Genomic DNA, 23,382 nt, shown 5'->3' with positions numbered 1-23,382 from the left:
CGCGCGCGTCAGGCGACCGCGGGCGTCCGCGCCAGCCGCTCCGCGAGCCGTGCCGCGAGCTCGTGCTCGTCCGCCTCGACGAGCACACCGTCCCGCACCACCACGCGCCCGCCCACCACGACGTGCCGCGGCCGCCGACCGGGCGATGCCCAGAGCAGCCCCGCGACGGGGTCGGCGACGCCGGCGTCCGCCACCCCGGAGACGTCCCACACGCACAGGTCCCCCGCGCTCCCGGCTCCGAGGTGCCCGAGCTCCGGCCGACCGAGCCCTGCCGCGGACCCCTCCGTCGCTGCGCCGAGCACCTGGCGCGCCGGCAGCTGGGGACCGACGAGCGCCGACACCTGCATCGCGAGCCGGGCGTCCGCGAGCAGGTGTCCGGCGTCGTTGCTGCCGCCGCCGCTCGTACCGAGACCGACCGGCACCCCTGCCGCGAGGAGCTCGGCGACGGGCGCGACCCCCCACCCCATCGGCACGTCGCACCCGGGGGCGTGCGTCGCGGTCACGCCGGCCGCGGCGAGCCGGGCGATCTCGTCGCCGGTGACGTCGCAGAGGTGCGCGATCGTGACGTCCGGCGCGAGCCACCCCCACTCCTCGAGCAGGTCCAGCGGACGACGGCCGTAGCGCTCGAGTGCGATCGCGGTGTCGACCTGTTCGTTGGCCTGGGTCCGCCGGCGGAGCCCGTGCCGCGCCGCCACCTCGCCGAGCGCCCGGAAGGTCGCCTCACCGTCGGAGTGCACGCCGGCCGGGCCGACGGCGACCTGGAGCCTGCCGTCCGGGTCCACACCGCCGACGGCGTCGTCGTGCAGCAGCCGCGACGCGATCGCGTCCGCAGACGCCGCGGCGCGGTCCGGGTCGTCCCGTGCCGAACCACGGACGAAGACGAGCCGACCGCCGAGACCGCGGACCGCCCCCACGGTGGCCGCCGCGAGCGCGACGGTGTCGTCCGTGGTCGCGTCCGCGGGCCAGTTCAGGTGGTGGTCGGCGATGGTCGTGACGCCGGACAGGAGGCCCTCCGCGGCTCCGGCGGACGCCGCCAGTGCGTAGAGCTCAGGATCGTGCCCCACCCGGGCGTACGCCGCGGCCATCGCGGGGAGCCAGTCCGCCATCGGCACGCCGCGGGTCCCGGGCAGGGTGCGGAACGCGGTCTGCAGGAGGTGGTGGTGCGCGTTGACGAGACCGGCGGTGACGACACACCCGGATGCGTCGAGGGTGGTGGCGAGGTCGCTGCCGTCGTCGACGACGACGTCGCCCTCCCGTTCGGTCCGGGGGTCGACGAGGACGCGGAGGGCACCGGTGACGGTCAGCATGGTGGTGTTTCTAGCAGTCCCCTGTTTCCGGCCCGTGACGGGGCGGGGCACGGACGACGCACCTGCTCGGTCCCTGCGTTCCAGGTCCCTCGGCCGGCACCGCGGGGTAACCGGGCGGAAACACCCGGGGAACACGCCGACCGTAGGTTCACCCCATGACGCAGACCCTGATCCGCGCCGGATGGGTGCTCTCCGCAGCACCCGACGGCGCCGCCACGCCCGCCGCGATCCGCGACGGAGCCGTGCTCCTCGACGGTGCCCGGATCGCCGCGGTCGGCACGTACGCCGACCTCGCCGCCGCCCACCCGGACGCACCGGTGCGCGGCGGTGCGTACGACATCGTCACGCCCGGTTTCGTGAACACCCACGGCCACTTCAGCGAGGGCCTCATCACCGGGATCGGTTCGCAGTACACGCTGTGGGAGTGGCTCACGGCGTTGATCGGGCATGTCAACCCGGTGATGACCCGGGACAAGGCCTACGCGGGCACGGTGCTGCAGGGCATCCAGCTGCTCCGGAGCGGGGTGACGACGGCGAACGACATGTTCTGCGCCGACCCGGTGCCGGACGAGCCGGCGACGCCCGGTGTGGTGCAGGCGCTCGAGGACCTCGGGCTGCGCGGGGTCGTGTCGTTCGGCTCCGGCGACGTCGACCGCGACTTCGGCGCGACGCCGATCCTGGAGGAGTTCGAGGCCCTGCGCGAGGCGGCCGCCGCCAGCCGGTACAGCACGTTCCGGGTCGGCGTCTCGTCGATCGGGCGGTACACGGACGACACCTGGCAGGAGCACGTCGACTACGCGGTCGCCGGCGGCCACGGCGTGCACGTGCACTTCCACGAGGTGCGCGAGGAGGTCACCGCGGCCCGACAGCGCACCGGACGGACGGCCATCGGGCACGCCGAGGCGACGGGCATGTTCCAGGTCCCGGTGATCGCAGCACACAGCGTCTGGGTGGACCGCGAGGACCGGGAGCGGTACGCGGCCAACGGCGTCGGCGTGGCCCACAACCCGGTCGCGAACGGGATCCTCGCCAGCGGCATCGCACCGATCGCGGAACTCCGTGCGCTCGGCGTCCCGGTGGGCATCGGGGTCGACGGTCCGGCGTCGAACGACTCCCAGGACTTCCTGCAGGCGATGAAGACGGCCGCGCTGCTCGCCCGGGTGCGGGACCTGCAGGCCACCGCGATGAGCGCCCGCGAGGCCTTCGAGATGGGCACGATCGGCGGCGCCCGAGCCCTGCGCATGGAGGACGAGATCGGCTCGCTGGAGCCGGGCAAGCGCGCGGACCTGGTCGTCCTCGACGGCGACTCCCCGACCCTCGCCAACGTCCACGACCCCTACCAGGCGGTGGTCTTCGTCGCCGGCAGCCGCGAGGTCCGTGACGTCTGGGTGGACGGCGAGCTGAGCGTCGCGGACGGCGACGTCACCCGGGTGGACGTGCGTGAGGCGGTCGAACGGGCACGTCCGCTCGCCCGGCGACTCGTGGCCGAAGCGGGGCTGGAGCGCCTGTCCGTCCTCACCGGCGGCGCGCTCGACGGCACCGAGCGTCCGTAGTCCCGCCGGTCAGAGCTCCAGCACCAGCCGCGGGCAGCCGCGCCGGGCGCGGGACACGCAGACCATCATGGTGCGGTCGTCGGCCTGCTCCTCCGGGCTGAGCACGGTGTCCCGGTGCTCGACCGAACCCTCGAGCACGGGGGTCTCGCAGGTGCCGCACGTGCCTTCCCGACAGGACGAGAGCACGAAGGCACCGGCGTCCTCCGCGACCTCGAGCAGGGTCCGGTCGGCGGGGACCGTCACGGTGACGCCGGTGACCGCGAGCTCGACCTCGAACGCCTCGCCGGGGGCGTCCACGTCCGCGGCGGGCTCGAAGCGCTCGACGCGGACGCTGCCCGCCGGCCAGTGCGCGGCAGCGGCCTCGACCGCGTCCATGAGCCCGCGCGGCCCGCAGCAGTACACGACCGCGTCGCGCGGTGCGGCGAGGAGCGCGTCGACGTCGAGCCGGACGCCTTCGTCGGCCGCGGCCACCACGACCCGGTCGGGGTGCGCGGCGACGAGCTCGTGCACGAACGCCATGCGGTCGCGGGACCGCCCCGCGTAGTGGAGTTCCCACGGGGTGCCGGCGCGTTCGGCGGCGGCGATCATCGACCGGATCGGCGTGATCCCGATGCCCCCGGCGACGAAGACCGCGGGGCGCGCCGGGTCGTGGCCGAAGTGGTTCCGCGGTCCGGCCACCACGACTTCGTCGCCGACCGCCAGACCCTCGTGCACGGCGACCGATCCGCCGCGACCGTCGGGCTCGCGGAGCACGGCGATGCGCCAGTGCCCGTCGGCCGTCGTCGTGACGAGCGAGTACTGCCGCTCGGTGCCGGGTGCGACCTCGAGGTCGACGTGCGCCCCCGGTTCCCAGTCCGGTAGCGGCGCGTCGTCTAGCGGGGCGAGGTCGAGCGCGACGACGTCGGTGGCGACCTGCCGGCGAGCGGCGACGCGCACCCGCCGACGCTCCGGCACGGCGCTCACGCGATCGCTCCGGCGCGCGGGGTCTCCTTGACCACGATCATGTGGAAGCGGGTGCCGTCCGCACTGCACCACCGGTGGCCGGTGCCGCCGCGGTAGTACGCCGAGTCGCCCGGACCGAGGTCGAGTGGTCCCTGTCCGCGCAGGTCGAGGTGCACACGGCCGGCGAGCACGGTGAGGAACTCGTCCTCGTGGTGCTCGAAGTACTCGCCGAGGTCCGTGTTGTCGCCGACCCACTCCAGCGGCTCGAACGCGTGCGGGCCCGCGTGCACGAGCAGCCGGGCCTCGCCGCTCGAGAACGGTCCGCGGGCACCCTCGCCGGCACGGATCACCTCGGGCAGGCGGACGTCGCGCTCCGGTCGCTCCGGGGCGCCGGCGGCGAGCAGTTCGACCTGGGTCGTCCCGAGCGCCGCGGCGATCTTCTCAAGGGACACCATGCTGGCGCGCGAGTGCCCGCGCTCGACCTGGCTGAGGAACGGGTGCGACAGACCGGTCAGCTCGGCGACCTGCACGAGCGTCAGTCGTGCGGCGCGTCGGCGGGCACGGATGTGCTCACCGATCCGCTGGGTCTGGTCGTCGACGACGCGGTCGATCTCGGTGGTGGTGCCGGTGCTCACGCGCGCTCCTCTCGTCCTCGGTGGGGCCGTCCCGACCGGTCGGCCGGAACACTCGTTCCCGCTCCCGGTCGCGTCGGGGCGGGCGTCACACACGGCAACCGCCTCGAAACGAGAGGGAAACACTGCCGCCCTAGCATCAGAGATGTTGATGCGATCAACATTCTCACACACGATCGAGAGGCTCCGGATGGACTCGTCAGTGCCCCGCCCGATCGCCCTCCTGCGCTCCGCGCTGCTGCCGGACGGCCGCTCCGTCGACGTCGCGATCGACGGCGCGACCGTCTCGACCGTGGCACCGGCCGGCACCCTCACGGCCCCGGCGGAGGAGACGATCGACCTCGGCGGCCGGCTGCTCCTGACCGCACCGGCAGAACCGCACGCCCACCTCGACAAGGCTCTCAGCGCCGACGCCATCCGGCCGCCGCTCGGAGACCTCGGCGCCGCGATCGCCTCGTGGACAGCGCACGCGACGACCATGACCGTCGAGGACATCGCCGACCGGGCCCGGACCGCCGCCCTGACGCTGCTCGCCGCCGGCACCACGGCCGTCCGGAGCCACGTCGACGTCCTCAGCGGCCGGCACAGCGCGGCCGACCGGCCCGCCACCACGGAGCAGGCCCTGCGCGGCGCCCGTGCCCTCGTGCAGGTCCGCGACGAACTCGCAGGCCTGATGGACATCGAGCTCGTCGCCCTCGCCGGTCCGCTCGCCCCCGACGAGCACGTCGAGGCGGTCCTCGACGTCGGCGTGGACCTCGTCGGCGGCGCCCCGCACCTCGCCGAGGACCCCCTCGCCGACGTCGACCGACTCCTCGCCATCGCCCGGCGACGGGGCCTCGGGGTCGACCTGCACGCCGACGAGAGCCTCGACGGCCCGGTGACCCTCGACCACTACGCCCGGGCGTCCCGCTCGCTGCGGCCAGACCGGCAGTACTCCGCCGGGCACTGCGTCCGGCTCGGCACCCTGGGGCCGGAGCGACTCGCCGAGGTCGTCGCCGACGTGGCCGCAGCCGACCTCGGGGTGATCACGCTCCCGATCACGAACCTGTACCTGCAGGGCTGGCAGCACCCGGTCGCGACGCCGCGGGGACTGACCGCCATCCAGGCGCTCCTCGACGCCGGCGTCCGCGTCGCCGCCGGCGCGGACAACGTCCGCGACCCCTTCAACCCGGTCGGCCGGAGCGATGCCTTCGAGACCGCGTCGCTGCTCGTCTCCGCCGGCCACGTGACGCCGGACCAGGCGTACGCGATGGTGAGCGACACCGCCCGGAGCGTGATGGGCCTCCCGGCCGCCGGTCCCGTCCCCGGGCGGCGCGCCGACCTGCTCGCCGTTGCCGCGACGAGCGTCACCGACGCCGTCGCGAACGCCCCCGCCGACCGCATCGTCCTGTCCCGCGGGCGACTCGTCGCCCGCACCGAGGTGCGACGGACCGTCGCCGCGCCGGCCACGGCCGCCGTCCCCGCCTGACCCCACCGCCCGCCCGCACCGAGAACCCGAGGTGATCGTGACCACCACCGCCCCGCCACCCGTCGCCACGACGGACACGCTGCTCGACTTCCGCAACGTCGAGATGACCTTCCCGAACGGCACCATCGCCCTGCAGGGCGTCGACCTCACCGTGGACCGCGGCCAGTTCGTCTCGGTCGTCGGCCCGTCCGGCTGCGGCAAGTCCACGCTGCTCCGCATCGCCTCCGGCCTCGAGACCGCGTCGGACGGGTCGGCCGGTGTCGCGGCCGACCGCATCGGCTACGTCTTCCAGGACGCCACGCTCCTGCCCTGGCGCACCGTCCAGGGCAACGTCGAGCTGCTCGCCGAGCTCGGACACGTGCCGAAGGCCGAGCGAGCTGCCAAGGCCGCCCACGCCATCGACCTCGTCGGCCTGAACGGCTTCGAGACGAACCTGCCGAAGCAGCTCTCCGGCGGCATGCGGATGCGTGTGTCACTCGCCCGGTCGCTCACGCTCGACCCGGAGCTCTTCCTGTTCGACGAACCGTTCGGCGCCCTCGACGAGATCACCCGCGAACGGCTCAACGACGAGCTCCTCCGGCTCTTCGTCGAGCAGCAGTTCGCCGGGCTCTTCATCACCCACTCGGTCTCCGAAGCCGTCTACCTGTCCACCGAGGTGATCGTCATGTCCGGACGCCCCGGCAGCATCGTCGGCCGGTTCGACGTGCCCTTCCCGATGCCCCGCGACCCCGACATCCGCTTCACCCCCGAGTTCGCCGAGCTGGTCGGCGAGGTCTCGCACGCGCTCCGGGAAGGACACCGCTGATGGTCACCCTGCAGGAAGCCGCCGAGACCCGCGCGGTCCGCGCCGCCGCCCGTCGCGCCGCTCCTCGGACCCGGCGCGGCATCGCCTGGTGGCAGCCCGTCGTCGTCCTCGCCGTGCTCGTCGGCATCTGGTACGCGGCCGCCGCCTACTACGACCACGTCCGTGGCCTGGCGTTCCTCGTGCCGTACCCGCACCTCGTGGCGAAGGCGATCGTCGCGCCGACCATGCCGGACGGGTCGCCGTCCACGTTCGGCTCCGACCTGTGGTCCGCCCTCGGACGCACCACGGTCGTCTCGCTGACCGGCCTCGCGTTCGCGATCGTGATCGGCGTCGTCTGGGCCATGGCGATGGCGCAGGCGAAGTGGCTCGAGAACTCGCTGTACCCGTACGCCGTGGTGCTGCAGTGCGTGCCGATCCTCGCGCTCGTCCCGCTCATCGGCGCACTGTTCGGCTACGAGTTCGTCAGCCGCGTGATCGTCACCGTGATGATCGCGCTGTTCCCGATGGTGTCGAACACGCTGTTCGGGCTGCAGTCCGCCGACCGCGCGCAACGTGAGCTGTTCCAGCTGCAGCGCGCCGGCCGGTTCGCCCAGCTCGTCAAGCTGCAGTTCCCCGCCGCGCTGCCGTCCATCTTCGTCGGCCTGCGCACCTCCGCCGGGCTGAGCGTCATCGGCGCGATCGTCGGCGACCAGTTCTTCCAACGCGGCAACCCCGGGCTCGGCGTCCTCATCCAGGTCACGGCCTCGCGCCTGATGGGCCCCGAGCTGTACGCGACCATCCTGATCGCCTCGCTCTACGGCGTCGCCGTCTTCCTCGTGTTCGGACTGATCGGCCGCCTGGCCGTCGGTCGCTGGCACGACTTCAGCTGACCATCCCTCCCCGTACCCACCCCTTTCCCACCACAGCACCACGAGACCCGCACCACGAACGGAGCCTCCATGCGCACCACCTCCCGCCTCGGCGTCGCCACGGCCGCCTTCGCCGCCACCGCCATCGCCCTGACCGGCTGCGCGGCCGGCTCGGCCGGCAGCACCGGCACGACCGCCGCGACCTCGACGACCGCCTCCGGGCCGAAGGTCGACCTCTCCGGCGCGTGCCCCGCGACCGTCGTCGTCCAGACCGACTGGAACCCCGAGGGCGAGCACGGCCACCTGTACCAGATGCTCGGCCCGAACCCGTCGATCGACGCTTCCGGCAAGACCGTCACGGGCGACCTCTACGCCAACGGCAAGAGCACCGGCGTCAAGCTCGAGATCCGTGCCGGCGGCCCGGCGATCGGCTACACCAAGGTCGCGTCGCAGATGTACCAGGACAAGGACATCACCCTCGGGTACATGTCCACCGACGAGCAGGTGCAGTTCTCCGGCAACCTGCCCACCACGGCGGTGTTCGCCGAGAACGACCAGTCCCCGATGTCGATCATGTGGGACCCGAAGACGTACCCGAAGGTCGACAGCATCGAGAGCCTCGGCAAGGCCCTCGAGAAGAACGACGGCGTCGTGCGCTACTTCAACGGTGCGGCGTACATGACCTACCTGGAGCAGTCCGGCATCCTGCCGAAGAAGGTCCTCGACGGCAGCTACGACGGCACCCCGTCGAAGTTCGTGTCCGCGGGCGGCAAGGACGCGCAGCAGGGCTTCGCGACCGCCGAGCCGTACATCTACCAGAACCAGGTCGCAGCCTGGGGCAAGAAGGTCGACTACGCGCTCGTCTCGAGCACCGGGTGGAACCCCTACCCCGAGGCGATGTCCGTCCGCACCGGCGACCTGACCAAGCTCGAGCCGTGCCTGAAGAAGCTCGTGCCGGTCATGCAGCAGGCCGACGTGGACTACCTGAAGTCGCCCGGTGCCACGAACGACCTCATCACGAAGCTCGTGCAGCAGTACAACAACGGCTGGACCTACGACTCGAAGGTCGGCGCGTTCGCCGCGGCCCAGATGGTGAAGCTCGGTCTCGCGAAGGACACCGACGGCTACATCGGGTCGATGGACGAGCAGCGCATGCAGGACTTCATCGAGAAGGCGACCCCCGTGTTCGCCGGCACCGGTGACGTCAAGAGCGGCCTGAAGCCCTCCGATCTGTACACGAACGAGTTCCTCGACAAGTCCATCGGTCTGGGCAACTGACACCGGTCGGCTCGCGTCGTCCGCGGGCCGACCACCCACCGGACGGGAGGCGCGGTGCACCACCGCCCCGCGCCTCCCGTCCGCTGTCTCCGCACCACCCACATCCCAGGAGTGAGCATGACCACCGTCACCCCCGTCTCCCCCACCGCCGTCGAGGCGCTGCGCGCCGAGCTCGTCGCCCTGCTCGGCGAGCGCGGCGTGAGCGCCGACGAGCGCACCCGGGCCCGCGCCTCCGTCGACGAGGCGACCATGAGCCCCATCCTCAGCGAGCAGCTGCCGCTCGGCCTCGCCGACCTGGTGGCGTCGCCGGCCTCCGCCGACGACATCGCCGCCACCCTGCAGGTCGCCGTCCGGCACGGCGTCCCCGTCACCACCCGTGGCAAGGGCACCGGCAACTACGGCCAGGGCATCCCGCTGCACGGCGGACTCGTCCTGGACACGTCCCGGGCACGCGCCGTCGTCGAGGTCGGCGACGGTTGGATCACCGCCGAGGCGGGCGCGTCCATGGTCGCCCTGGAGCAGGCGGCCGCGGCCACGGGCCAGCAGCTCTGGATGTACCCGTCCACCGCGCAGTCGACCATCGGCGGTTTCCTGTCCGGGGGTTCCGGCGGCACCGGATCGATCGCACACGGGTCGAACTGGCAGGGCTTCGTCACGGCGCTCGACGTCGCACTCCCCGGCGCCGACGAGCTGCTGCACGTCGAGGGCGACGAGGCGCAGCCGTTCGTGCACACCTACGGCACCGCCGGCGTCATCGCCCGCGCCACCGTCCGGCTCGAACCCCTGCAGGAGTGGCGCGCCGTCTACGCGGCGTTCCCGACCTTCGAGGACGCGCTCGTCGCGGTCCGCACGCTGCGTGGACTCGACCCGGTGCCGCGCCTGGTGAGCGCCGACCGCGCCGAGGTCGCCGCGACGCTGCCGTCCGACCTCGCGATCCCCGACGACCGCGCGAGCCTCCGGGCGATCATCGACGACGCCGTGCTCGACGAGGCACGTGCGCGCATCGACGCTGCCGGCGGCGAGGTCCTGGACGTCCGCGAGGGGCTCCAGCAGACCACGAAGGTGTCGATGCTGTCGTACAACCACCCGATCTGGTGGCTGAAGCGGAACACGGCGGACACCGAGTACTTCCACGTCGAGGTCGGCGGCGAGGCGCTCATCGACAGGATCGCCGAGGTCGAGGCCGTCTACCCGGGCGGCATGCTCCACATCGAGGCCGCGCACATCGGCCCGATCGGGATGCTCACCGCGCCGTACACCGGGGCAGACGACGTCTACGCCGGCTACCCGGTGCTCCGCGAGCTCGGCGTCCGGGTGCACAGCCCCCACCAGTACTACGTCGACCACGGGGTGGAGGAGCTCGTCGCGCTGAAGCAGCGCACCGACCCCGCCGGACTGCTCAACCCCGGGCACGTCATCGACCCGTCGCTCGTGGTCAGCGGAGGCTCCACCGCGTCCGCGCAGCCCGTCGTGCCGGGGTTCGGGAAGTGAGCGCCGTGGGTACCGTGCGCTCGCGTCGGCTCGCGGAGCTGTCGGGACCCGCCGTCGCGGCCGGCTTCGGGCCGGACACGATCGTCGTCCAGCCGACCGGTGCCGTCGAGCACCACGGTCCGCACCTGCCGCTCCTCACCGACCACCTCCTCGCCGAGCACATCGGCGGCGCCGCCGTCGAACAGGCCGCTGCCGAGGGCCTCGACGTGTGGCAGCTCCCGACGCTGTCGTTCACGAAGTCCGACGAGCACAGCTGGGCTCCAGGCACCGTGTGGCTCGACGCCGACACGATGTTCGACACCGCAGTGCAGATCGGTCGTGCCGTCGCCCTCACCGGCGCCGGCACCCTGGTGTTCGCCAACGGGCACGGCGGCAACGTCGCCCTGCTGCAGGTCGCGCTCCGGGAGATCCGGAAGCGCTACGGGCTGAAGACCTTCCTCATGCCGACCCTCGCCCGCGTACCAGGCCCGGACGGCGAGGACGCGGACGAGCTCGGGCTCGGGATCCACGGCGGTGCGGCGGAGACGTCGATGATCCTGCACCTGCGCCCCGACCTGGTCGACATGTCGCTCGCGGAACGCTGGGTGCCGGAGCACATCGCGGGCTTCGAGAAGATCGCGTTCAACGGCGGCCCGGTGTCGTTCGGGTGGCTGTCCGACGACTTCGGCACCCCCGGGGTCGTCGGTGACGCCAGCCGAGCGTCGGCGTCGTACGGTGCGGCCCTGTGGGAGCACTCCGTCGCCGAGGCCGTGGCGTCCCTCCACGAGATCGCACGGTTCGACCCGGCGGTGGCTCCCCCGCTGCCCGTCGCCACCACCGCGGTCTCGTGACCGTGCCGTCGGGGCCGGACGTGGTCGACCAGGAAGCGCCGGCCCCGGCGGACCCCCTCGCGCTGGCCGCCGCCTGGCTCCCCTCCGCGGCCGACGGACCGGGTCCGACCATGACGCTCTCCACCGTCGGCCTCGACAGCTACCCCGATGCCCGCACGGTGCTGCTCTCGCTCTTCGACGGGGAGCGCCTGCACTTCCACACCGACGCGCGCAGCCGCAAGGTGGCCGAGCTCGCCGCGCTCCCCCGCGCCGCCGTCACCCTGCACTGGCCGGAGGACGCCCGCCAGCTCGTCGTGGTCGGCGACGTGGCAGCGGTCACCGACCGGGAAGCACGGCTCGCCTACCTGGCCAGGTCGCGGTACCTGCAGGTGCTGGCGTGGGTCAACGACCACGCTGCCGCCGCGGACACACCGGACCGGCGCCGCGAGGTCTGGGCGGCGTTCGACCGCGAGCGGGAGGGCACCGACCTGCAGCCGCCGAGCACGTGGGCGGGGTTCGCGCTCACCCCGGTGCGGATGGTGTTCTGGCGCGGGGCGACGGACGCGGCGAGCAACCGGGTCGCGTACGAGCGGCGCACGGACGGTTCGTGGTCGACGGAGTCGTGGCCGGGGTGATCGACGCGATCCTGTTCCGGTCCGGGAACGACGAAGGCCCCGTCGCGATGCGACGGGGCCTTCGGTCTGTTCGGTGTTGCGTGCGCTCGAAGGGACTCGAACCCCCAACCTTCTGGTCTGTAGCCGACGAGGGCGGCGCGGCGGTCGCTCAGCTGTTCCCCGCACCCCTCGAAGACGAGGACGCGGCCGCATGAGCCCGCGCGGCCGCGAGGTCGCCGCCTCGGTCGGCGCGATCGTGCTCGTGCTCGTCGTGACGCTCTGCCTCGCGCCATGACGATCCGGTCACGATCGCCCCGACCCACCGTCGGACTGCGGAAATCGGACGTGAGTAGGGGTGTGAACATCGACACAGCATGGGGGGCCGCAATCGCCGGTTTCCTCGGCTCGCAGCGTGCTGCGGGCCTCCCAGAAACGACCATCTACACCCGCCGTCAACACCTCGAGCACATGGCCAGGCGCATCGGCACCGACGACCCGTGGACCACGACCGGCCGACAGCTGGTCGAGTGGGCCGGGACGCAGACCTGGGCGCGCGAGACTCGCCGCGGCCGCCGCACGACGTTCCGAGCGTTCTGGCTCTACGGCGTCGAGACCGGCCTGGCATCGACCAACGCCGCATTGTCCCTGCCCCGCGTGAAGCCCGCGCCGCCGATGCCGCACCCGACGCCGGACACGGTGTTCCACACCGCCATGCGGCGCGCTGACGACCGCGAGCGGCTGATGCTGCGCCTGGCGGCCGACTGCGGGATGCGGCGCGGCGAGATCGCCGTCGCGCACACGGATGACGTGTACGAGGACATGCTGGGGTGGACACTGATCGTGCACGGCAAGGGCGGTAAGCGGCGTCCCGTGCCCCTCACGTCCGGTTTCGCCGCCGTGCTGCGGTCACAGCCGCACGGGTACCTGTTTCCCGGCGACGAGGACGGCCACCTGTCGCCGCGGTGGGTCGGGAAGCTGATCACGCGGCTTCTCGACGGGGACTGGACGATCCACTCGCTGCGCCACCGATTCGCAGCGCGGGCGCATCGGGTGAATCGGGACCTCGCCGTCGTGCAGGACCTTCTCGGGCACGCGTCGCCCGCCACGACCCGCATCTACGTCGCGACGGACGACAGCGCCCGTCGGCGGACGATCGAGGCGATTGCATCGTGAGCGCTACTCTCGTCCTCGTGAACAACGGGTGGCGTGACGGCCTCATGGTCGTGTGGATTGTGTCTCTGCTGGCGGCGATCGGGCTGTGGGCGTCCGCGGGGGTGATCGCGGGCAAGGGTCCGGAGGCGATCGACCTCCTGCCGCTCGCGGGCGTGCTCGCGGGCGCGGCCGCCCTCGTGTCGTTCTGGTGGTTCGTGTCGCTGTTGCTGTGGCTCGCGGTGAGCGCGGTCGTGCGCGAGCACCACAAGGACCGTCAGGCCGCACGAGCGCGCTGAGCGCACGAGAACGGGGCCGGGTGCATCTGCACCCGGCCCCGTCGTCGTTCCGCTCACCCGAGGGCGTCGGCGGGCTCGGTCTTGTTCGCTGCGGGGTAGCCCGCGGTAGTGGACTCGGCCGGCGCGGGCTCGGTGCCTGCGCTGTGCCCGCTGGCGGGCACGCTCCCGGCACCGAGGGCGGTGAGCCAGGTGTTGACCACCGGGAGCGCCATGACGCGCGCGAGAGCCGCCGCGAGGGCCGCGACAAACGCGATCGCGCCGGTCAGCCACGCGACCCACGGGCCGGGCAGGACGTCAGCGACCGCGTCGAGCACCTGCGGGGCGACGACGGCAACTGCCGTGAGGACGATCGACGTCGCGACCAGCACCTGACCGGCCGTACGGATGACGCGCTGCCACGGGAACCAGATCGGCTCCGTGGTCTTCTTGTGGGCGCCCATCAGCGGAGCTTGATTCCGTTGGTGACCCGCTTGCGGTGCTCGATCGCGAGGGCGAGCGAGCGCTCGTTGCCCTGCACGACCGGGTACAGCGGCTGGCCGTTGCCGTCCTTGAGGCCGCGCCAGTAGTTGAACCGCTCGGTGTCGAGCAGGGTGGCGGTGCCCGGCTCGATCAGCACGGAGTACTTGGGGCCGCCCTTGCGGTACGGGGCCTGGATGATGTGCTCCACGGGGTGTCTCCTGTTCGTGGTGATGGGGGTCTTCTGGGGCAGGTCAGGGGCGGGGTCGGCGGCCCAGCGGGGGCGGAACCGGCCGAGGATGTACGACACCGGGCGGCGGCGGTACGCGGCGGCTTTCGTGTCGGAGCCGTTCGCGCCGAAGGTGCGCACGTAGCGGGGGTCGGCGTCGTGGCTGACGAAGAACTCGACGTGGTTCCCGACGCCGTTGTGCTCCCAGTCGAACAGCAGCACGTCCCACGGCTGGAGGTCGCCTGATCCGGCCGCGTAGGACCCGTCACCCGCAGTCTTGAAGTTGTCGACCCACGAGATGGGGAAGCCACCCCAGAGGACGTGCGAGCAGAACCGCGCGCAGTCGTCGATTGCGGCCGAGTCGGTCCACGGGACGGGCAGCCGATCGCGGCTCTTGCCGATCAGGGACAGGGCGTACGTCGCGGCGGACGCTCGGGTGCGGGTGATGGTCATTCGGGCCTCCGGTCGAGGGTCTGTTCGATTCGTTCGATGTCGTCGTGGTGGCGGTCGAGGCGGTAGCCGTGGACGGCGAGCGTTTCGAGGACGGACTTCACGTCCTTGCGAATCTCGGTCAGCACGGTCGAGTTGGCCTCGTGGCGCTCGTCTTGCTCTTCCCGAAGGTTGATCGGTGTCCCGTCTGGGCGGACGTGGTTGTTCGACACCTGCTCGTTCGCGGCGCGGGCCTCGTTGCGGGCCTTGATCAGCAGCGGCAGGACGATGCCCCCGAGGCCGCACAGGGCGACGAACACCGCGACGAGCCCGGAGATGATCGCGACGAAGTGGTCGTTTGACACTTCGGCCGGGTTGGGCATCGTCTGTGACGCGAGGATCATCGACGTCAGTCGGCCGCGACGGCGAACCAGGACACGGACACGTTGCTGGCGACGGCGGGCGACCAGTTGCCGGTGTTGATCTGCACGCCGTCCTTCGTGAGGGAGGCCATATTGAACGCAGCCGTGATGCGGGAGTGGCCTGCGGAGCAGAAGAACAGCGGCGGCTTGGTGAACAGGCCAGCAGTGAACTTCACGTCGAAGTTCGGGCCGTAGGACTGCGCGGCCACGTTGCCGGTGGCGGTCACGACGCCGCCCTGCTGCGCGCGCCCCTTGGGTGCGGTTTCGAGCGCGTTGAGCCGCTTGATGAGGTCTACGAGCTCCGAGGCGAGGGGCGGCCGTCCCTCGTTCGCGAGAATCTGTTCGATCCGCTGCGCGTTCTGCCAGTCGACGTCGGCGATGTTGCGTACCGGGGTGGACGGCTCCAGCGCAGGCAGGCCGTAGAGCGGGGTGTATCGGGTCATGGTCAGAGTCCTTGGGTGACGGTGGCGAGATCGCCGAGACGGATCGAGGCATCGAACTGACCGAGCTGCGCGGGCGTGGTGGTGCCGAACAGCTGCGCGATCGTGAGGTCCGGGGTTGTGAGCGAGCGAGCGGCGCACACGTTCACGTCGTGCGTCCAGCCGCGGTTGTAGGTGAGGGTGCCGCCGATGATCTGGTACTGCGGTCCCGCGTTCTCGAGCACGTTGAACATCGACCCGGCGAAGTAGAGCGGGGTGGTGGACTGCAACGGGCGGTAGATCGCGTCGGTGGCGGCGGCGTCCAACGGGAGGCGCTTGTCGTCGAACCGCACGGTCGGCATGCGCAGCTGCCCGTTGAGGCTGTTGACAATGCTCGTCACCTGGTCCGCCAGCCAGCCGATGAACCGGTTGCGTGAGTCGACCGCGCCCGCCGCGTACTCGCTCGGGTCGAGGTACATGGCCCACGTGTCGACCTTCAGGACCCGGTTCGTGCCGGACGCGAGACCGCGGGCGGTGGTCCGCTGAATGAACGGATTGGTGTAGGTGACGCGCTTCGCGGTGCCGCCCGACACGTTCGGGTCCTTGCCGTACCAGTAGTACGACAGCTGCACCGTGTCGATCGCTTCCGCCGCCGTGGTCTCGACCGTGGAGTCATCCGGCAGCGCGACCTTCGCTGCGTCGATGACGCGGCCGGACGGCAGCTGCAACGTCACGGTCTGGTTGGTGTAGACGAGGACGATGTTCGACGCGGCGGCGAAGTTGCAGAGCTTGGCGACCCCGGTATCAGGGTCGTAGCCGACGACGCCGAGCGGGCTCAACTTGTAGGCCTGCGCGAGCAGATCGAGCAGCGTCCATTGTTCCGACGCGGGGGTGCCGTGCATCCAGCGGTGGACCGTGCCGTTGCCAAGCACGTCGTAGATGATCGGATCGCGGTCGGTGAACACGGCGCTGCCGCCGCGGGCCATCGCGTTGGACAGTCGAGTGCCGGGAGCCTGTTCGCCCCAGCCGCCGAGACCTTCCACGGAGCCATCGCCCATCTCGCCCGAGAGGATCGTGGCGGCAGCGGTGGCGAGGGTGTCACCGGCCGACAGGCTGACGATCCACACGGGCTCTCGGGAGCCGGTGGCGGGGTTGCTGACCTTGCGCCTCGTGAGCGCGGCGCGGGTGATCTTGCCGCGGAACATGACGACGGCCGCCGTGCCGCTGGTGCGAGCGACCTCGATCGTTCGGCCGGCGAGCGTCTGATCGCTCGACCACCGGCCGGTCGGATCGATGATCGATGCGGACAGCGTGCCCGGTTCCGTCTCGTCGTAGGGGTCGCCGCGGCCCCAGGTGATGCGGAGACCGTCGAGGGCCACGGCGTCCGCGCCGTTCCAGGTGGACGCGACTTCAGTCCCGTCGATCGTGACCCGGGCACCCATCACCATGTGAACGCCTCCCCCGGCTTCAGCTGGCCGGTGGTGGTCCGGTACGTCTTGATGGCCTTCACGACGGTACGGCCGATCTCCACGGGGTCTCCGACGCCCGCGGACACGTCGATGTTGTACGTGTCACCGCCGCGGGCGACGTCGGACGTGCCCGCGGTCCCGGCGAGGGCGCTCCACCCGCCAGACACGGTGGGCGCGGGAGCAGCGGCCACGGTGGCTGCCCGCGCGAACGTGGCCATTCGGGAGACGCTGCGGGTGTCGGCGGCGGCGATCTCGACGGTGCGGGCAGACGCTCCCCCGCCGAACAGGCTGGAGAGCTTGTCGAACCCGGAGCCGAAGTTGAAGGTGGCGATCTCGTACAGGGCGGACACGAGGGTCGATACCCAGTTCCACGCGTCGATGATGCCGTTCTTGAAGCCCTCGACCTTCTGACCGACCCACTCGACCGCGGCGGCACCGTTCTTGCGGAAGTTGTCCCAGTGCGTGACGACGAGGACGATCGCGGTGACGACGGCCGCCAGGACGACGATGATCCCGAGGACGATCCATGTGATGGGGTTGGCGAGCCACGCGGCGTTCGAGGCCCACTGCGCGGCGGTCTGGATCGCCTGCACCGCGGCAAACACCTTCATTGCGCCTGAGTAGAGAGTGACCGCCCCGGCGACGGCGGCGACGACGAGGGCGAGCGGCCCGAGGACGGGCGCCCACTGCTGGAGCAGCGTCAACACTGGTTCGAGCACGGGCAGTGCTGCCGCGCCAATGTCGGTGAACGTCGTTGTGACGGTCCGCTTCAGCTTCTCGAACCCCTGGTCCTGGCCCACGGTGTCGTCGAGGCGCTTCGCGGCCCCCTCGACGTCGCCGAGCGCCTGCACAGCGGACGAGGGGTCGAGGGCGAACAGGGCGTCCCCGAGGTCTTCGGCTTGAGTGCCGAACAGGGCGACGGCGGCAGCGTTGCGCTGCACGGGGTCCTCGATGCCGCGCAGTCGATCGAGCACGTCCTGGAGCCCCGCTGACGCGGAGTCTCCGCCCGCCGCGATCTGCGCGGTGGCCTGCTGCGCGTTGAGGCCCAGCGCCTCGAATCCGGCCGCCGAGGTCGCCGACCCGTCGGTGGCGCGGATCTGGAACTCTTTCAGCGCGTCGGCCACGAGGTCGGTGTTTCGGGCCCCCGCGGCGAGGCCCTGATCGATCAGGCCGACGGCGGTCTGCCCGTCGAGGCCGAGCCGCTGGAAGAGCGCGGGGTACTCGGTGAAGGTGTCGATCAGGTCCTCACTGGCGCGGGCGTTGCCCTGGAGGCCGGACGTGATGATGTCGAGCGCGGCCTGCGCGTCCGGGGCCATACCGGTCCGCATCAGCTGCCCGACGGCGGTCGTGACGCCGCCGAGGTCCTGATCGAACGTGGTCGACACGTCGAGCACCTTGGCGGTGATATCGCGCATGGTCGCGTCGTTCGCGTCGCGCATCCCGTCGATGTTGCCGATCACCTGACGGGATGCTTCGGCGACCTGTTCGAGGCTGTCTCCGTAGGCGTCGGCGAACAGGTCGCCGTTGATCTTCCCGAGCCGGGCGGACTCTTGCGGGTCGAGTGCCAGCTGCCCGGCGAGCTTGTTTCCCACCTGGGCGTTCTCGACCGCGCCGACGACGCCTGCCGCGAGGGCGACCCCCGCGGCAGCGCCCGCGACGTTGAGTCCGTCCTTGGCCTTCTGTACGTGCTCTTCGAGACCGTCGACGGCCTTCTCCGCCTCGCGGGCGGACTTCTGCGCGCCAGCGGCGTCGCCGAGGATTTTGACGGCGAGAATGGCGGTCTTGTTAGCCATTGGAGCGGGCCTCGTTTCGTTCTTCGAGCATGGCGACGGCGGTGGCGATATCGTCCGGGTCTTCCCGCGCCCAGACGGACGCGGGAATCCCGGTTTCGAGGGCGAGCGCTACTAGAAGCTCGTGTGCTGACCCTCGGGGGTGTCTTCCCCCAGGTGATCAGCGGCGTCAGCGGCCTCCACGGCGTCCAGGGACTTGAACGACACGTCCACGACGGCCTTCGGGCCGCTGGACCACTCGTCCCAGGTGAGGTCGGTCTTGCCCTCGCGTCGGGCGGCGTTCCAGGCGCGGAAGAACTGGAGACGCATCGCATTTTCCGAGATGGTTCCCCAGGCCTTGTTCTTGCGCAGCGTGGTCTCGAACGCGAGGGTGTCGCCGATGTTCGGGGTGACCTCGAACGGGTCGCCGGTCGCGGGGGTGACGACGAGGGCTCGTGCGTTGGACATGTCAGGTTCCTTCGATTCGTTTGACGATGGTGTCGAGGTGGTTGATGTAGACGGGCAGCCAGCGACCCTCGGAGTCGCGTGCACCGTCGGAGAGGAACGGCTGCGCCTTGATGTGACGCTTTGGCCAGCCCCAGTGGATGACGGGGGCGTACGGGACGCGGGCGGTGCCTGCGCGGATCACGCCCGCGGTCTTCGTGCCGGACGCCCGGATGGTGCGCTGTAGGCGGCCGGTGGGTCCGACGGGGGCGAGGGCAGCCGAGGCGCGGGCGGCGATCTCGGCCGCCTCGCGGTGGGCGGCTTTGAGGTCGGTGAGATCGTCGCCAGCGGCTTTCAGCGTCGCGCGGAGCTTCCGCCCGCCGTCGATCTGGACGACGGTCTCGGCCATGTCAGGTCAGCTCGATCGGCGTCCCGGTGGAGTCGACGGGGATCGGCTCGCCGATGACGCGGAACTCGAAATCGGACGTGTTCTTCTTCTTGACGTCGCCGCCGACGGTGAGCGGGACGACCGTGCAGACGCCGGACCACGACACGTCGTGATCGTTCGACGGGGTGAAGAGGAACGGCACGTCCTGGAGGCGGTGCTGGTAGCAGTACATCTCGACCGACTGGCGGTCGAAATCCTGGTTGGCGGTGCCCTTGATCGTCCAATCGGTCGAGGCGTCACCGGCGACGGTCTCGCCGGACAGGACCGGCACGTCGTCCTCGAAGTCGGACTTCGGTTCCAGGCTGAATTTCGTCAGCTGCGCGGCGATCTCGCGCTGGCTGGCGGTCTCGCCGAGCTTCAGCGAGCCCGGGCCGAGCACGTGGGCGGTTGCGACCATGGGGTGGTCTCCTATTCGGGGTCGGTGTAGGTGAGGACGTAGGCGGACAGGGCTTGCCCGGCCGTGGGCTGGAATGCGCTGGGCTCGGCCTCGGTGAAGTCGAGGACGGGCGCGATCGCGGCCATGATCTGGTCGATGCGATCCCACGCGACCATGTGGTTGTTGAACGGGCCTGCGGTGACGCAGACCTCCCACGTGGTCTCGGTCTGGGTGTAGGTCGGGAAGGTCAGGCGGGGCGGGAGGACGATCACCGCGCCGTCCGGAGCGCCCTGGGGAACCTGGGTGCCGTCGAACGTGACGAGGACGTCGGCGAGATCGTCGGGCAGGGCGGCGCGAATCGCGGCGGCGATCTCGGCCGCCCGCTCGAGGCGAGGGCCGGTCACGCGAGCCCCCGGAGATAAGGCCGGAGGATCGCGGCGGCGGTGAGCATCGGGTCCCGGGCGAGCCGGATCGGCTGCACGTCGGCCGACTCGAATCCGGCGACACCCGAGCGGGACGACTTGCGGTAGTACAGGTCGGAGCCGACCTCCAGGATCGCCCGGCGCCGCACGGCGGCGGGGACCGTCCGGCGCTCGGTGGCGGTCTTGCCGATCCGCTGGTCTACGAGCGCCTCCGCTTCCTCGGCCGAGTCCGCTGCGAGCCGCTTGTCCACGTCGCTGACCGCCTGGACGTACTCGGCGAGGGTGACGTGCTGCGGGTCGGCGGCGGGCTCGGCCGGGGTTGCGTCGGTCATGCGATCACGCGCCAGCCGCGGCCGGGTTGGCCTTCACGACGGGGACCAGGCCACCGGGCACCTCGTCGGCGAGAGCCGAGTAGAAGTACACCGAGTACGCCTCGGTCAGGTTGACGATGTTCGAGTCCGTCAGGCGCACGATCGGGCTGTTGTAGGCGCGCAGGGCGAGCTTGTTGACGAACTCGGGGGTACCGGCAGCCTGCTTCGGGTCGACGCGGACGATGACGCCCGCGAGGTTCCCACCGAGCGCGGCGGCGGTGACGACGCCGATCGCGTTGACGCCCTCGCCGTAGACGACCATCAGCGGTCGGCCCGCCGTGTCGGTCATGTTCGCCAGGCCCTTGAAGGTGTCCTTGTCGACCAGCAGCGCGTCGAGGCTGAGGCCCTGGTCTTCGTAGATCCCGGCCGCGTCGATGATGCCGCCGACCCAGCCGGTGTACTTCGTCTGGTCGACGATCGTGACGGTGGTCCGGTTGTTGAGGGTGTCGGCCTCGACCTGCTTGGCGCGGAGGTCGGCAACGCCCTTGCGGAGCATGATGTTCTTCCGCCGGCCTGCCTCGATCGCGAGTGCGCGGAGGTTGGTGTCCAGCAGGTTGACGCTGGAGCGCTCGATCGACTGACGGGAGAGCTTCGTGTACCCACCGACGGTGACGACGGGGGCGTTGCGGGTCTTGACGGTGACCTTGCCGTAGGGCAGGTCGTCGCCCTCGTTCTCCTGCACGTCGACCGTGGTGGTGTTCGTGTTCAGCTGCCCGTACTCGATGGTCTCGCCCTCGGCGGGCAGGACGCCCGTCGAGAACAGGCTGGACAGGATCGAGTTGTCCTCGATCAGTCGGGTGAGGTCGCCGACCCAGCCCGGGCGCAGCGTGCCGTCGTCGGCGAGCACGCCGCCGTCGTAGGCACGGGCCAGCAGGGCCTCGTAGGACTCGACCGTGGCGCTGTCGCCGCGCACGAGGGCCTGGAGGACCTGACCGGCCGATCGGGTGTCGGCGGGCTCGGTCGCGGTGCGGGTCTGGCCGATGCGGGCGGTGAGGGCGTCGAACTGACGGCCGGTCTCGGCGCGCTCCTGCTGGAGAGCGGTGTCGAGCATGCGCTGGAACTCTTCGGGGTCCACGGGGTCTCCTGTTGGGGTATTGGGGGCGGTCTGGCGGTGGCGAACGTCGGTGACCGTTGCACCGTCGTAGGCGGGCATGGGGACGAGTGAGACCTCGCCGACGCGGACGGCTACGCGGGTCACGTCGCCGGTCTCGTCGTCGCGCTCGGTCGTGATGGGGTAGAAGCCGACGGACATGGACCGGACCACGCCGTCGCGGAGCAGCGTGTAGGCCTCGTCGCCCAGCGGGGTCTCGGAGATGCGAGCGGTGACCTCCCACCCGGCGTCGGTGTCGCGGTGCGAGACGATCCGGCCGATGGGGTCGGTGTGCCGCCAGTACAGCAGCGCGTCGTCCGAGTCCTGGACCGAGCCGCGGGCGAACTGTTCGGTGTACGAGCCGAACCAGTCATTGATCGCGGCGGGCGAGTCCCAGGGGACGGCGATCCCGGTCACGGTGCGCTCGTCGGTGTTGACGGCGCGGACGAGCATCTCGCGGTGGTGCATCTGGGTGTCGGCCGTCGTGGCGCGGCGGTGCATCCGGGTCTTAGGCATTCTCGGTCTCCTGCGGGGTCGTGGCGGGCTTGGCGGGGACGGCGGTGTCGATATCGGCGCGCTGCGCGTCGGTGAGCGGGGCCAGCCCCTCGTCGTCGCGAACCTCGTCGCGGGTCTTCCACTTCGCCTCGAGCGCGGACGCGTGCGCCTCGTAGCGGGTCTTGGTGTCGGTGCGCAGCAGGACGTCGATGTTGAAGCGGGCGACCTGTCCGCGCGGGGTGACCTCGGTGAACGCCTCTTCCATCTCGCGGAGGACGTTCATGAGCGAGAACCGGACGTATCCGATCCAGTCCTGTTCGACGTTCGCGTAGGTCTGCGAGCCGCCCTGCACGGACGCGAGGAACAGCGACGAGGGGACGCCCATCAGGCGGGCGATCTGGGTCGTGGAGAACTGCTGCGATTCGAGGAACTGGACGTCGGACGGCTTCAGCCCGAGGTAGTCGTAGCTGAGGCCCTTCCCGAGCACGCGCACGTCGTTGCGGCTGTCTTCCGGGTCCAGCGGTTCGCCGGTTTCGGGGTCGCGGCCGTGCCACATGCGGCGGTAGGCGCGGGCGTCGTCGCCGTTGAGGTCCTGGTCACTCTTCAGCACGCCGGACGGGACGCCGCCCTCGCGGAAGAACCCCGACCCGTAGTCGCGTGCGTCGAGCGCCCCGGCGATCTCGAAGCGGGCTGCCTGGATCGGTCCGAGACCAAGCGTCATCCCGGGGACGCTGAGGAACTTCAGGTGCTGAATGTCGAGCGTGGTCCAGTCGGTGCGGCCGTCGTAGGTGAACGTCTTCCGGCCGGTCTTCGGGTCGGTGAACGGCTGCACCTTGCGCGGGTCGAGCGGGACCAGCTCGACCACCGCGCCGTCCAGGTGAATCCGCCGCCAGTAGGCGTTGCCGTGCAGGTAGAGCGCGGCGGCGGTCTCTTCGAGGAACCGGGAGCGGGACATCGACAGGCACGGCTTCTGAACGAGGGCCGGAGTGTCGGCGACGACGCGGCCGCCTCGCTCGATCTGGACGGACAGCTGCGCGATCGCGGTCGTGTGAATCTGGACGGCGCGGAACACGGTCGAGAGGGTCATCGCGCGATCCGGCGTGACGCCGACGACCTCGGAGCGGGACGGCGGGCGAACCTCGTCGGGCATCGTGTCAGCGGCGTTCGGCTCGGCGGAGCGCGCTTCGGTGACGGCAGCGCCCGTGCTGAGCAAGGCGGCGGTGCGGGACCAGAACGACGGCATGGCGGAAACGATCAGGGTCGCGCGGTCGGGGTGCCAACTTTGAGCGGCCGTGGGCGGCTGTGAGCGGCCACGAGCGGCCGTGAGCGGCCACGCGAAAGCCCCGCC

At 71.3% G+C, this 23,382-nt stretch carries 26 protein-coding genes; 10 read left to right on the top strand and 16 right to left on the bottom strand.

Translation table 11 applies throughout. The features are described from left to right. Nucleotides 1-8 precede the first annotated feature (8 nt). Entirely contained in the window at nucleotides 9-1,307 is a 1,299-nt protein-coding gene (locus tag ABIC61_RS00310) for an amidohydrolase family protein (protein WP_354028364.1), read from the bottom strand. Between the two features lie 155 nt (nucleotides 1,308-1,462). On the opposite strand from ABIC61_RS00310, the gene ABIC61_RS00305 reads away from it, so the two are divergent. Further along, nucleotides 1,463-2,860: an amidohydrolase family protein gene (locus tag ABIC61_RS00305; RefSeq protein ID WP_354028363.1), complete on the top strand. Its 1,398-nt coding sequence runs from the start codon at nucleotides 1,463-1,465 to the stop codon at nucleotides 2,858-2,860. 9 nt (nucleotides 2,861-2,869) lie between these two features. On the opposite strand, the gene ABIC61_RS00300 is transcribed toward ABIC61_RS00305, so the two are convergent. Further along, nucleotides 2,870-3,823, bottom strand: a complete 954-nt coding sequence (locus tag ABIC61_RS00300) for a PDR/VanB family oxidoreductase (RefSeq protein ID WP_354028362.1) — start codon at nucleotides 3,821-3,823, stop codon at nucleotides 2,870-2,872. Beyond that, nucleotides 3,820-4,437, bottom strand: a complete 618-nt coding sequence (locus tag ABIC61_RS00295) for a helix-turn-helix domain-containing protein (protein WP_354028361.1) — start codon at nucleotides 4,435-4,437, stop codon at nucleotides 3,820-3,822. The genes ABIC61_RS00300 and ABIC61_RS00295 overlap by 4 nt, the downstream gene beginning before the upstream one ends. Before the next feature lie 187 nt (nucleotides 4,438-4,624). Between ABIC61_RS00295 and ABIC61_RS00290 the strand changes: the two genes are divergently transcribed. From ABIC61_RS00290 to ABIC61_RS00250, 9 genes are all read left to right on the top strand, one after another. Further along, nucleotides 4,625-5,902 (top strand): amidohydrolase family protein, encoded by a 1,278-nt coding sequence (locus ABIC61_RS00290; protein ID WP_354028360.1) that lies wholly within the window; start codon nucleotides 4,625-4,627, stop codon nucleotides 5,900-5,902. A gap of 37 nt (nucleotides 5,903-5,939) precedes the next feature. Continuing rightward, a complete protein-coding gene (locus tag ABIC61_RS00285) occupies nucleotides 5,940-6,707 on the top strand; it encodes an ABC transporter ATP-binding protein (RefSeq protein ID WP_354028359.1) in 768 nt (255 codons plus the stop codon). After that, on the top strand, nucleotides 6,707-7,576 hold the full coding sequence (locus ABIC61_RS00280; protein WP_354028358.1) for an ABC transporter permease: 870 nt from the start codon (nucleotides 6,707-6,709) through the stop codon (nucleotides 7,574-7,576). The genes ABIC61_RS00285 and ABIC61_RS00280 overlap by 1 nt, the downstream gene beginning before the upstream one ends. Nucleotides 7,577-7,645: 69 nt before the next feature. Continuing rightward, entirely contained in the window at nucleotides 7,646-8,833 is a 1,188-nt protein-coding gene (locus ABIC61_RS00275; protein ID WP_354028357.1) for an ABC transporter substrate-binding protein, read from the top strand. 117 nt (nucleotides 8,834-8,950) lie between these two features. Beyond that, nucleotides 8,951-10,324 carry an FAD-binding oxidoreductase gene (locus tag ABIC61_RS00270; RefSeq protein ID WP_354028356.1) on the top strand — a complete coding sequence of 458 codons (1,374 nt, stop codon included), beginning with the start codon at nucleotides 8,951-8,953 and terminating at the stop codon, nucleotides 10,322-10,324. Next, nucleotides 10,321-11,154: a creatininase family protein gene (locus ABIC61_RS00265; RefSeq protein ID WP_354028355.1), complete on the top strand. Its 834-nt coding sequence runs from the start codon at nucleotides 10,321-10,323 to the stop codon at nucleotides 11,152-11,154. The genes ABIC61_RS00270 and ABIC61_RS00265 overlap by 4 nt, the downstream gene beginning before the upstream one ends. Further along, entirely contained in the window at nucleotides 11,151-11,768 is a 618-nt protein-coding gene (locus ABIC61_RS00260; RefSeq protein WP_354028354.1) for a pyridoxine/pyridoxamine 5'-phosphate oxidase, read from the top strand. Before ABIC61_RS00265 ends, ABIC61_RS00260 begins: the two co-directional genes overlap by 4 nt. 336 nt (nucleotides 11,769-12,104) lie before the next feature. Next, on the top strand, nucleotides 12,105-12,920 hold the full coding sequence (locus ABIC61_RS00255; RefSeq protein WP_354028353.1) for a tyrosine-type recombinase/integrase: 816 nt from the start codon (nucleotides 12,105-12,107) through the stop codon (nucleotides 12,918-12,920). After that, a complete protein-coding gene (locus ABIC61_RS00250) occupies nucleotides 12,917-13,195 on the top strand; it encodes a hypothetical protein (protein ID WP_354028352.1) in 279 nt (92 codons plus the stop codon). The genes ABIC61_RS00255 and ABIC61_RS00250 overlap by 4 nt, the downstream gene beginning before the upstream one ends. A gap of 53 nt (nucleotides 13,196-13,248) precedes the next feature. On the opposite strand, the gene ABIC61_RS00245 is transcribed toward ABIC61_RS00250, so the two are convergent. The 13 genes from ABIC61_RS00245 to ABIC61_RS00185 form a co-directional block, all read right to left on the bottom strand. Further along, nucleotides 13,249-13,635: a hypothetical protein gene (locus ABIC61_RS00245; RefSeq protein ID WP_354028351.1), complete on the bottom strand. Its 387-nt coding sequence runs from the start codon at nucleotides 13,633-13,635 to the stop codon at nucleotides 13,249-13,251. Further along, entirely contained in the window at nucleotides 13,635-14,333 is a 699-nt protein-coding gene (locus tag ABIC61_RS00240; RefSeq protein ID WP_354028350.1) for a hypothetical protein, read from the bottom strand. Before ABIC61_RS00240 ends, ABIC61_RS00245 begins: the two co-directional genes overlap by 1 nt. Then, the gene (locus tag ABIC61_RS00235) at nucleotides 14,330-14,674 is read right to left on the bottom strand and encodes a hypothetical protein (protein WP_354028349.1); all 345 of its coding nucleotides are present in this window, start codon (nucleotides 14,672-14,674) and stop codon (nucleotides 14,330-14,332) included. Before ABIC61_RS00235 ends, ABIC61_RS00240 begins: the two co-directional genes overlap by 4 nt. A 44-nt stretch (nucleotides 14,675-14,718) precedes the next feature. Then, a complete protein-coding gene (locus tag ABIC61_RS00230) occupies nucleotides 14,719-15,174 on the bottom strand; it encodes a hypothetical protein (RefSeq protein WP_354028348.1) in 456 nt (151 codons plus the stop codon). A gap of 2 nt (nucleotides 15,175-15,176) precedes the next feature. After that, nucleotides 15,177-16,598: a hypothetical protein gene (locus ABIC61_RS00225; RefSeq protein WP_354028347.1), complete on the bottom strand. Its 1,422-nt coding sequence runs from the start codon at nucleotides 16,596-16,598 to the stop codon at nucleotides 15,177-15,179. After that, nucleotides 16,592-18,412 (bottom strand): phage tail tape measure protein, encoded by a 1,821-nt coding sequence (locus tag ABIC61_RS00220; RefSeq protein WP_354028346.1) that lies wholly within the window; start codon nucleotides 18,410-18,412, stop codon nucleotides 16,592-16,594. The genes ABIC61_RS00225 and ABIC61_RS00220 overlap by 7 nt, the downstream gene beginning before the upstream one ends. Before the next feature lie 111 nt (nucleotides 18,413-18,523). Continuing rightward, entirely contained in the window at nucleotides 18,524-18,856 is a 333-nt protein-coding gene (locus tag ABIC61_RS00215; RefSeq protein ID WP_354028345.1) for a hypothetical protein, read from the bottom strand. A gap of 1 nt (nucleotide 18,857) precedes the next feature. Beyond that, entirely contained in the window at nucleotides 18,858-19,241 is a 384-nt protein-coding gene (locus ABIC61_RS00210; RefSeq protein ID WP_354028344.1) for a hypothetical protein, read from the bottom strand. Nucleotide 19,242: 1 nt separating this feature from the next. Next, entirely contained in the window at nucleotides 19,243-19,677 is a 435-nt protein-coding gene (locus tag ABIC61_RS00205) for a hypothetical protein (RefSeq protein WP_354028343.1), read from the bottom strand. 11 nt (nucleotides 19,678-19,688) lie between these two features. Then, nucleotides 19,689-20,060, bottom strand: coding sequence for a hypothetical protein (locus ABIC61_RS00200; protein ID WP_354028342.1), 372 nt, complete (start codon nucleotides 20,058-20,060; stop codon nucleotides 19,689-19,691). Beyond that, a complete protein-coding gene (locus ABIC61_RS00195) occupies nucleotides 20,057-20,410 on the bottom strand; it encodes a hypothetical protein (RefSeq protein ID WP_354028341.1) in 354 nt (117 codons plus the stop codon). Before ABIC61_RS00195 ends, ABIC61_RS00200 begins: the two co-directional genes overlap by 4 nt. A gap of 4 nt (nucleotides 20,411-20,414) precedes the next feature. After that, the gene (locus ABIC61_RS00190; protein WP_354028340.1) at nucleotides 20,415-22,055 is read right to left on the bottom strand and encodes an HK97 family phage prohead protease; all 1,641 of its coding nucleotides are present in this window, start codon (nucleotides 22,053-22,055) and stop codon (nucleotides 20,415-20,417) included. Continuing rightward, entirely contained in the window at nucleotides 22,048-23,277 is a 1,230-nt protein-coding gene (locus ABIC61_RS00185) for a phage portal protein (protein WP_354028339.1), read from the bottom strand. Before ABIC61_RS00185 ends, ABIC61_RS00190 begins: the two co-directional genes overlap by 8 nt. Nucleotides 23,278-23,382 lie beyond the last annotated feature (105 nt).

It is taken from the genome of Curtobacterium sp. 1544 (assembly GCF_040544915.1).
Taxonomy (GTDB): Bacteria; Actinomycetota; Actinomycetes; order Actinomycetales; family Microbacteriaceae; genus Curtobacterium; species Curtobacterium pusillum_C.
The sequence above is the reverse complement of the archived record's forward strand: the minus strand, read 5'-3'. Positions and strand labels throughout refer to the sequence as shown.

Bases quoted from the DNA above. Each gene is read 5' to 3' on its own strand.
- ABIC61_RS00220 (WP_354028346.1), bottom strand. From the start codon at position 18,412: ATGGCTAACAAGACCGCCATTCTCGCCGTCAAAATCCTCGGCGACGCC.
- ABIC61_RS00225 (WP_354028347.1), bottom strand. From the start codon at position 16,598: ATGGTGATGGGTGCCCGGGTCACGATCGACGGGACTGAAGTCGCGTCC.
- ABIC61_RS00185 (WP_354028339.1), bottom strand. From the start codon at position 23,277: ATGCCGTCGTTCTGGTCCCGCACCGCCGCCTTGCTCAGCACGGGCGCT.
- ABIC61_RS00245 (WP_354028351.1), bottom strand. From the start codon at position 13,635: ATGGGCGCCCACAAGAAGACCACGGAGCCGATCTGGTTCCCGTGGCAG.
- ABIC61_RS00280 (WP_354028358.1), top strand. From the start codon at position 6,707: ATGGTCACCCTGCAGGAAGCCGCCGAGACCCGCGCGGTCCGCGCCGCC.
- ABIC61_RS00210 (WP_354028344.1), bottom strand. From the start codon at position 19,241: ATGGCCGAGACCGTCGTCCAGATCGACGGCGGGCGGAAGCTCCGCGCG.
- ABIC61_RS00310 (WP_354028364.1), bottom strand. From the start codon at position 1,307: ATGCTGACCGTCACCGGTGCCCTCCGCGTCCTCGTCGACCCCCGGACC.
- ABIC61_RS00240 (WP_354028350.1), bottom strand. From the start codon at position 14,333: ATGACCATCACCCGCACCCGAGCGTCCGCCGCGACGTACGCCCTGTCC.
- ABIC61_RS00275 (WP_354028357.1), top strand. From the start codon at position 7,646: ATGCGCACCACCTCCCGCCTCGGCGTCGCCACGGCCGCCTTCGCCGCC.
- ABIC61_RS00305 (WP_354028363.1), top strand. From the start codon at position 1,463: ATGACGCAGACCCTGATCCGCGCCGGATGGGTGCTCTCCGCAGCACCC.
- ABIC61_RS00270 (WP_354028356.1), top strand. From the start codon at position 8,951: ATGACCACCGTCACCCCCGTCTCCCCCACCGCCGTCGAGGCGCTGCGC.
- ABIC61_RS00195 (WP_354028341.1), bottom strand. From the start codon at position 20,410: ATGACCGACGCAACCCCGGCCGAGCCCGCCGCCGACCCGCAGCACGTC.
- ABIC61_RS00205 (WP_354028343.1), bottom strand. From the start codon at position 19,677: ATGGTCGCAACCGCCCACGTGCTCGGCCCGGGCTCGCTGAAGCTCGGC.
- ABIC61_RS00290 (WP_354028360.1), top strand. From the start codon at position 4,625: ATGGACTCGTCAGTGCCCCGCCCGATCGCCCTCCTGCGCTCCGCGCTG.
- ABIC61_RS00230 (WP_354028348.1), bottom strand. From the start codon at position 15,174: ATGACCCGATACACCCCGCTCTACGGCCTGCCTGCGCTGGAGCCGTCC.
- ABIC61_RS00215 (WP_354028345.1), bottom strand. From the start codon at position 18,856: ATGTCCAACGCACGAGCCCTCGTCGTCACCCCCGCGACCGGCGACCCG.
- ABIC61_RS00190 (WP_354028340.1), bottom strand. From the start codon at position 22,055: ATGCCTAAGACCCGGATGCACCGCCGCGCCACGACGGCCGACACCCAG.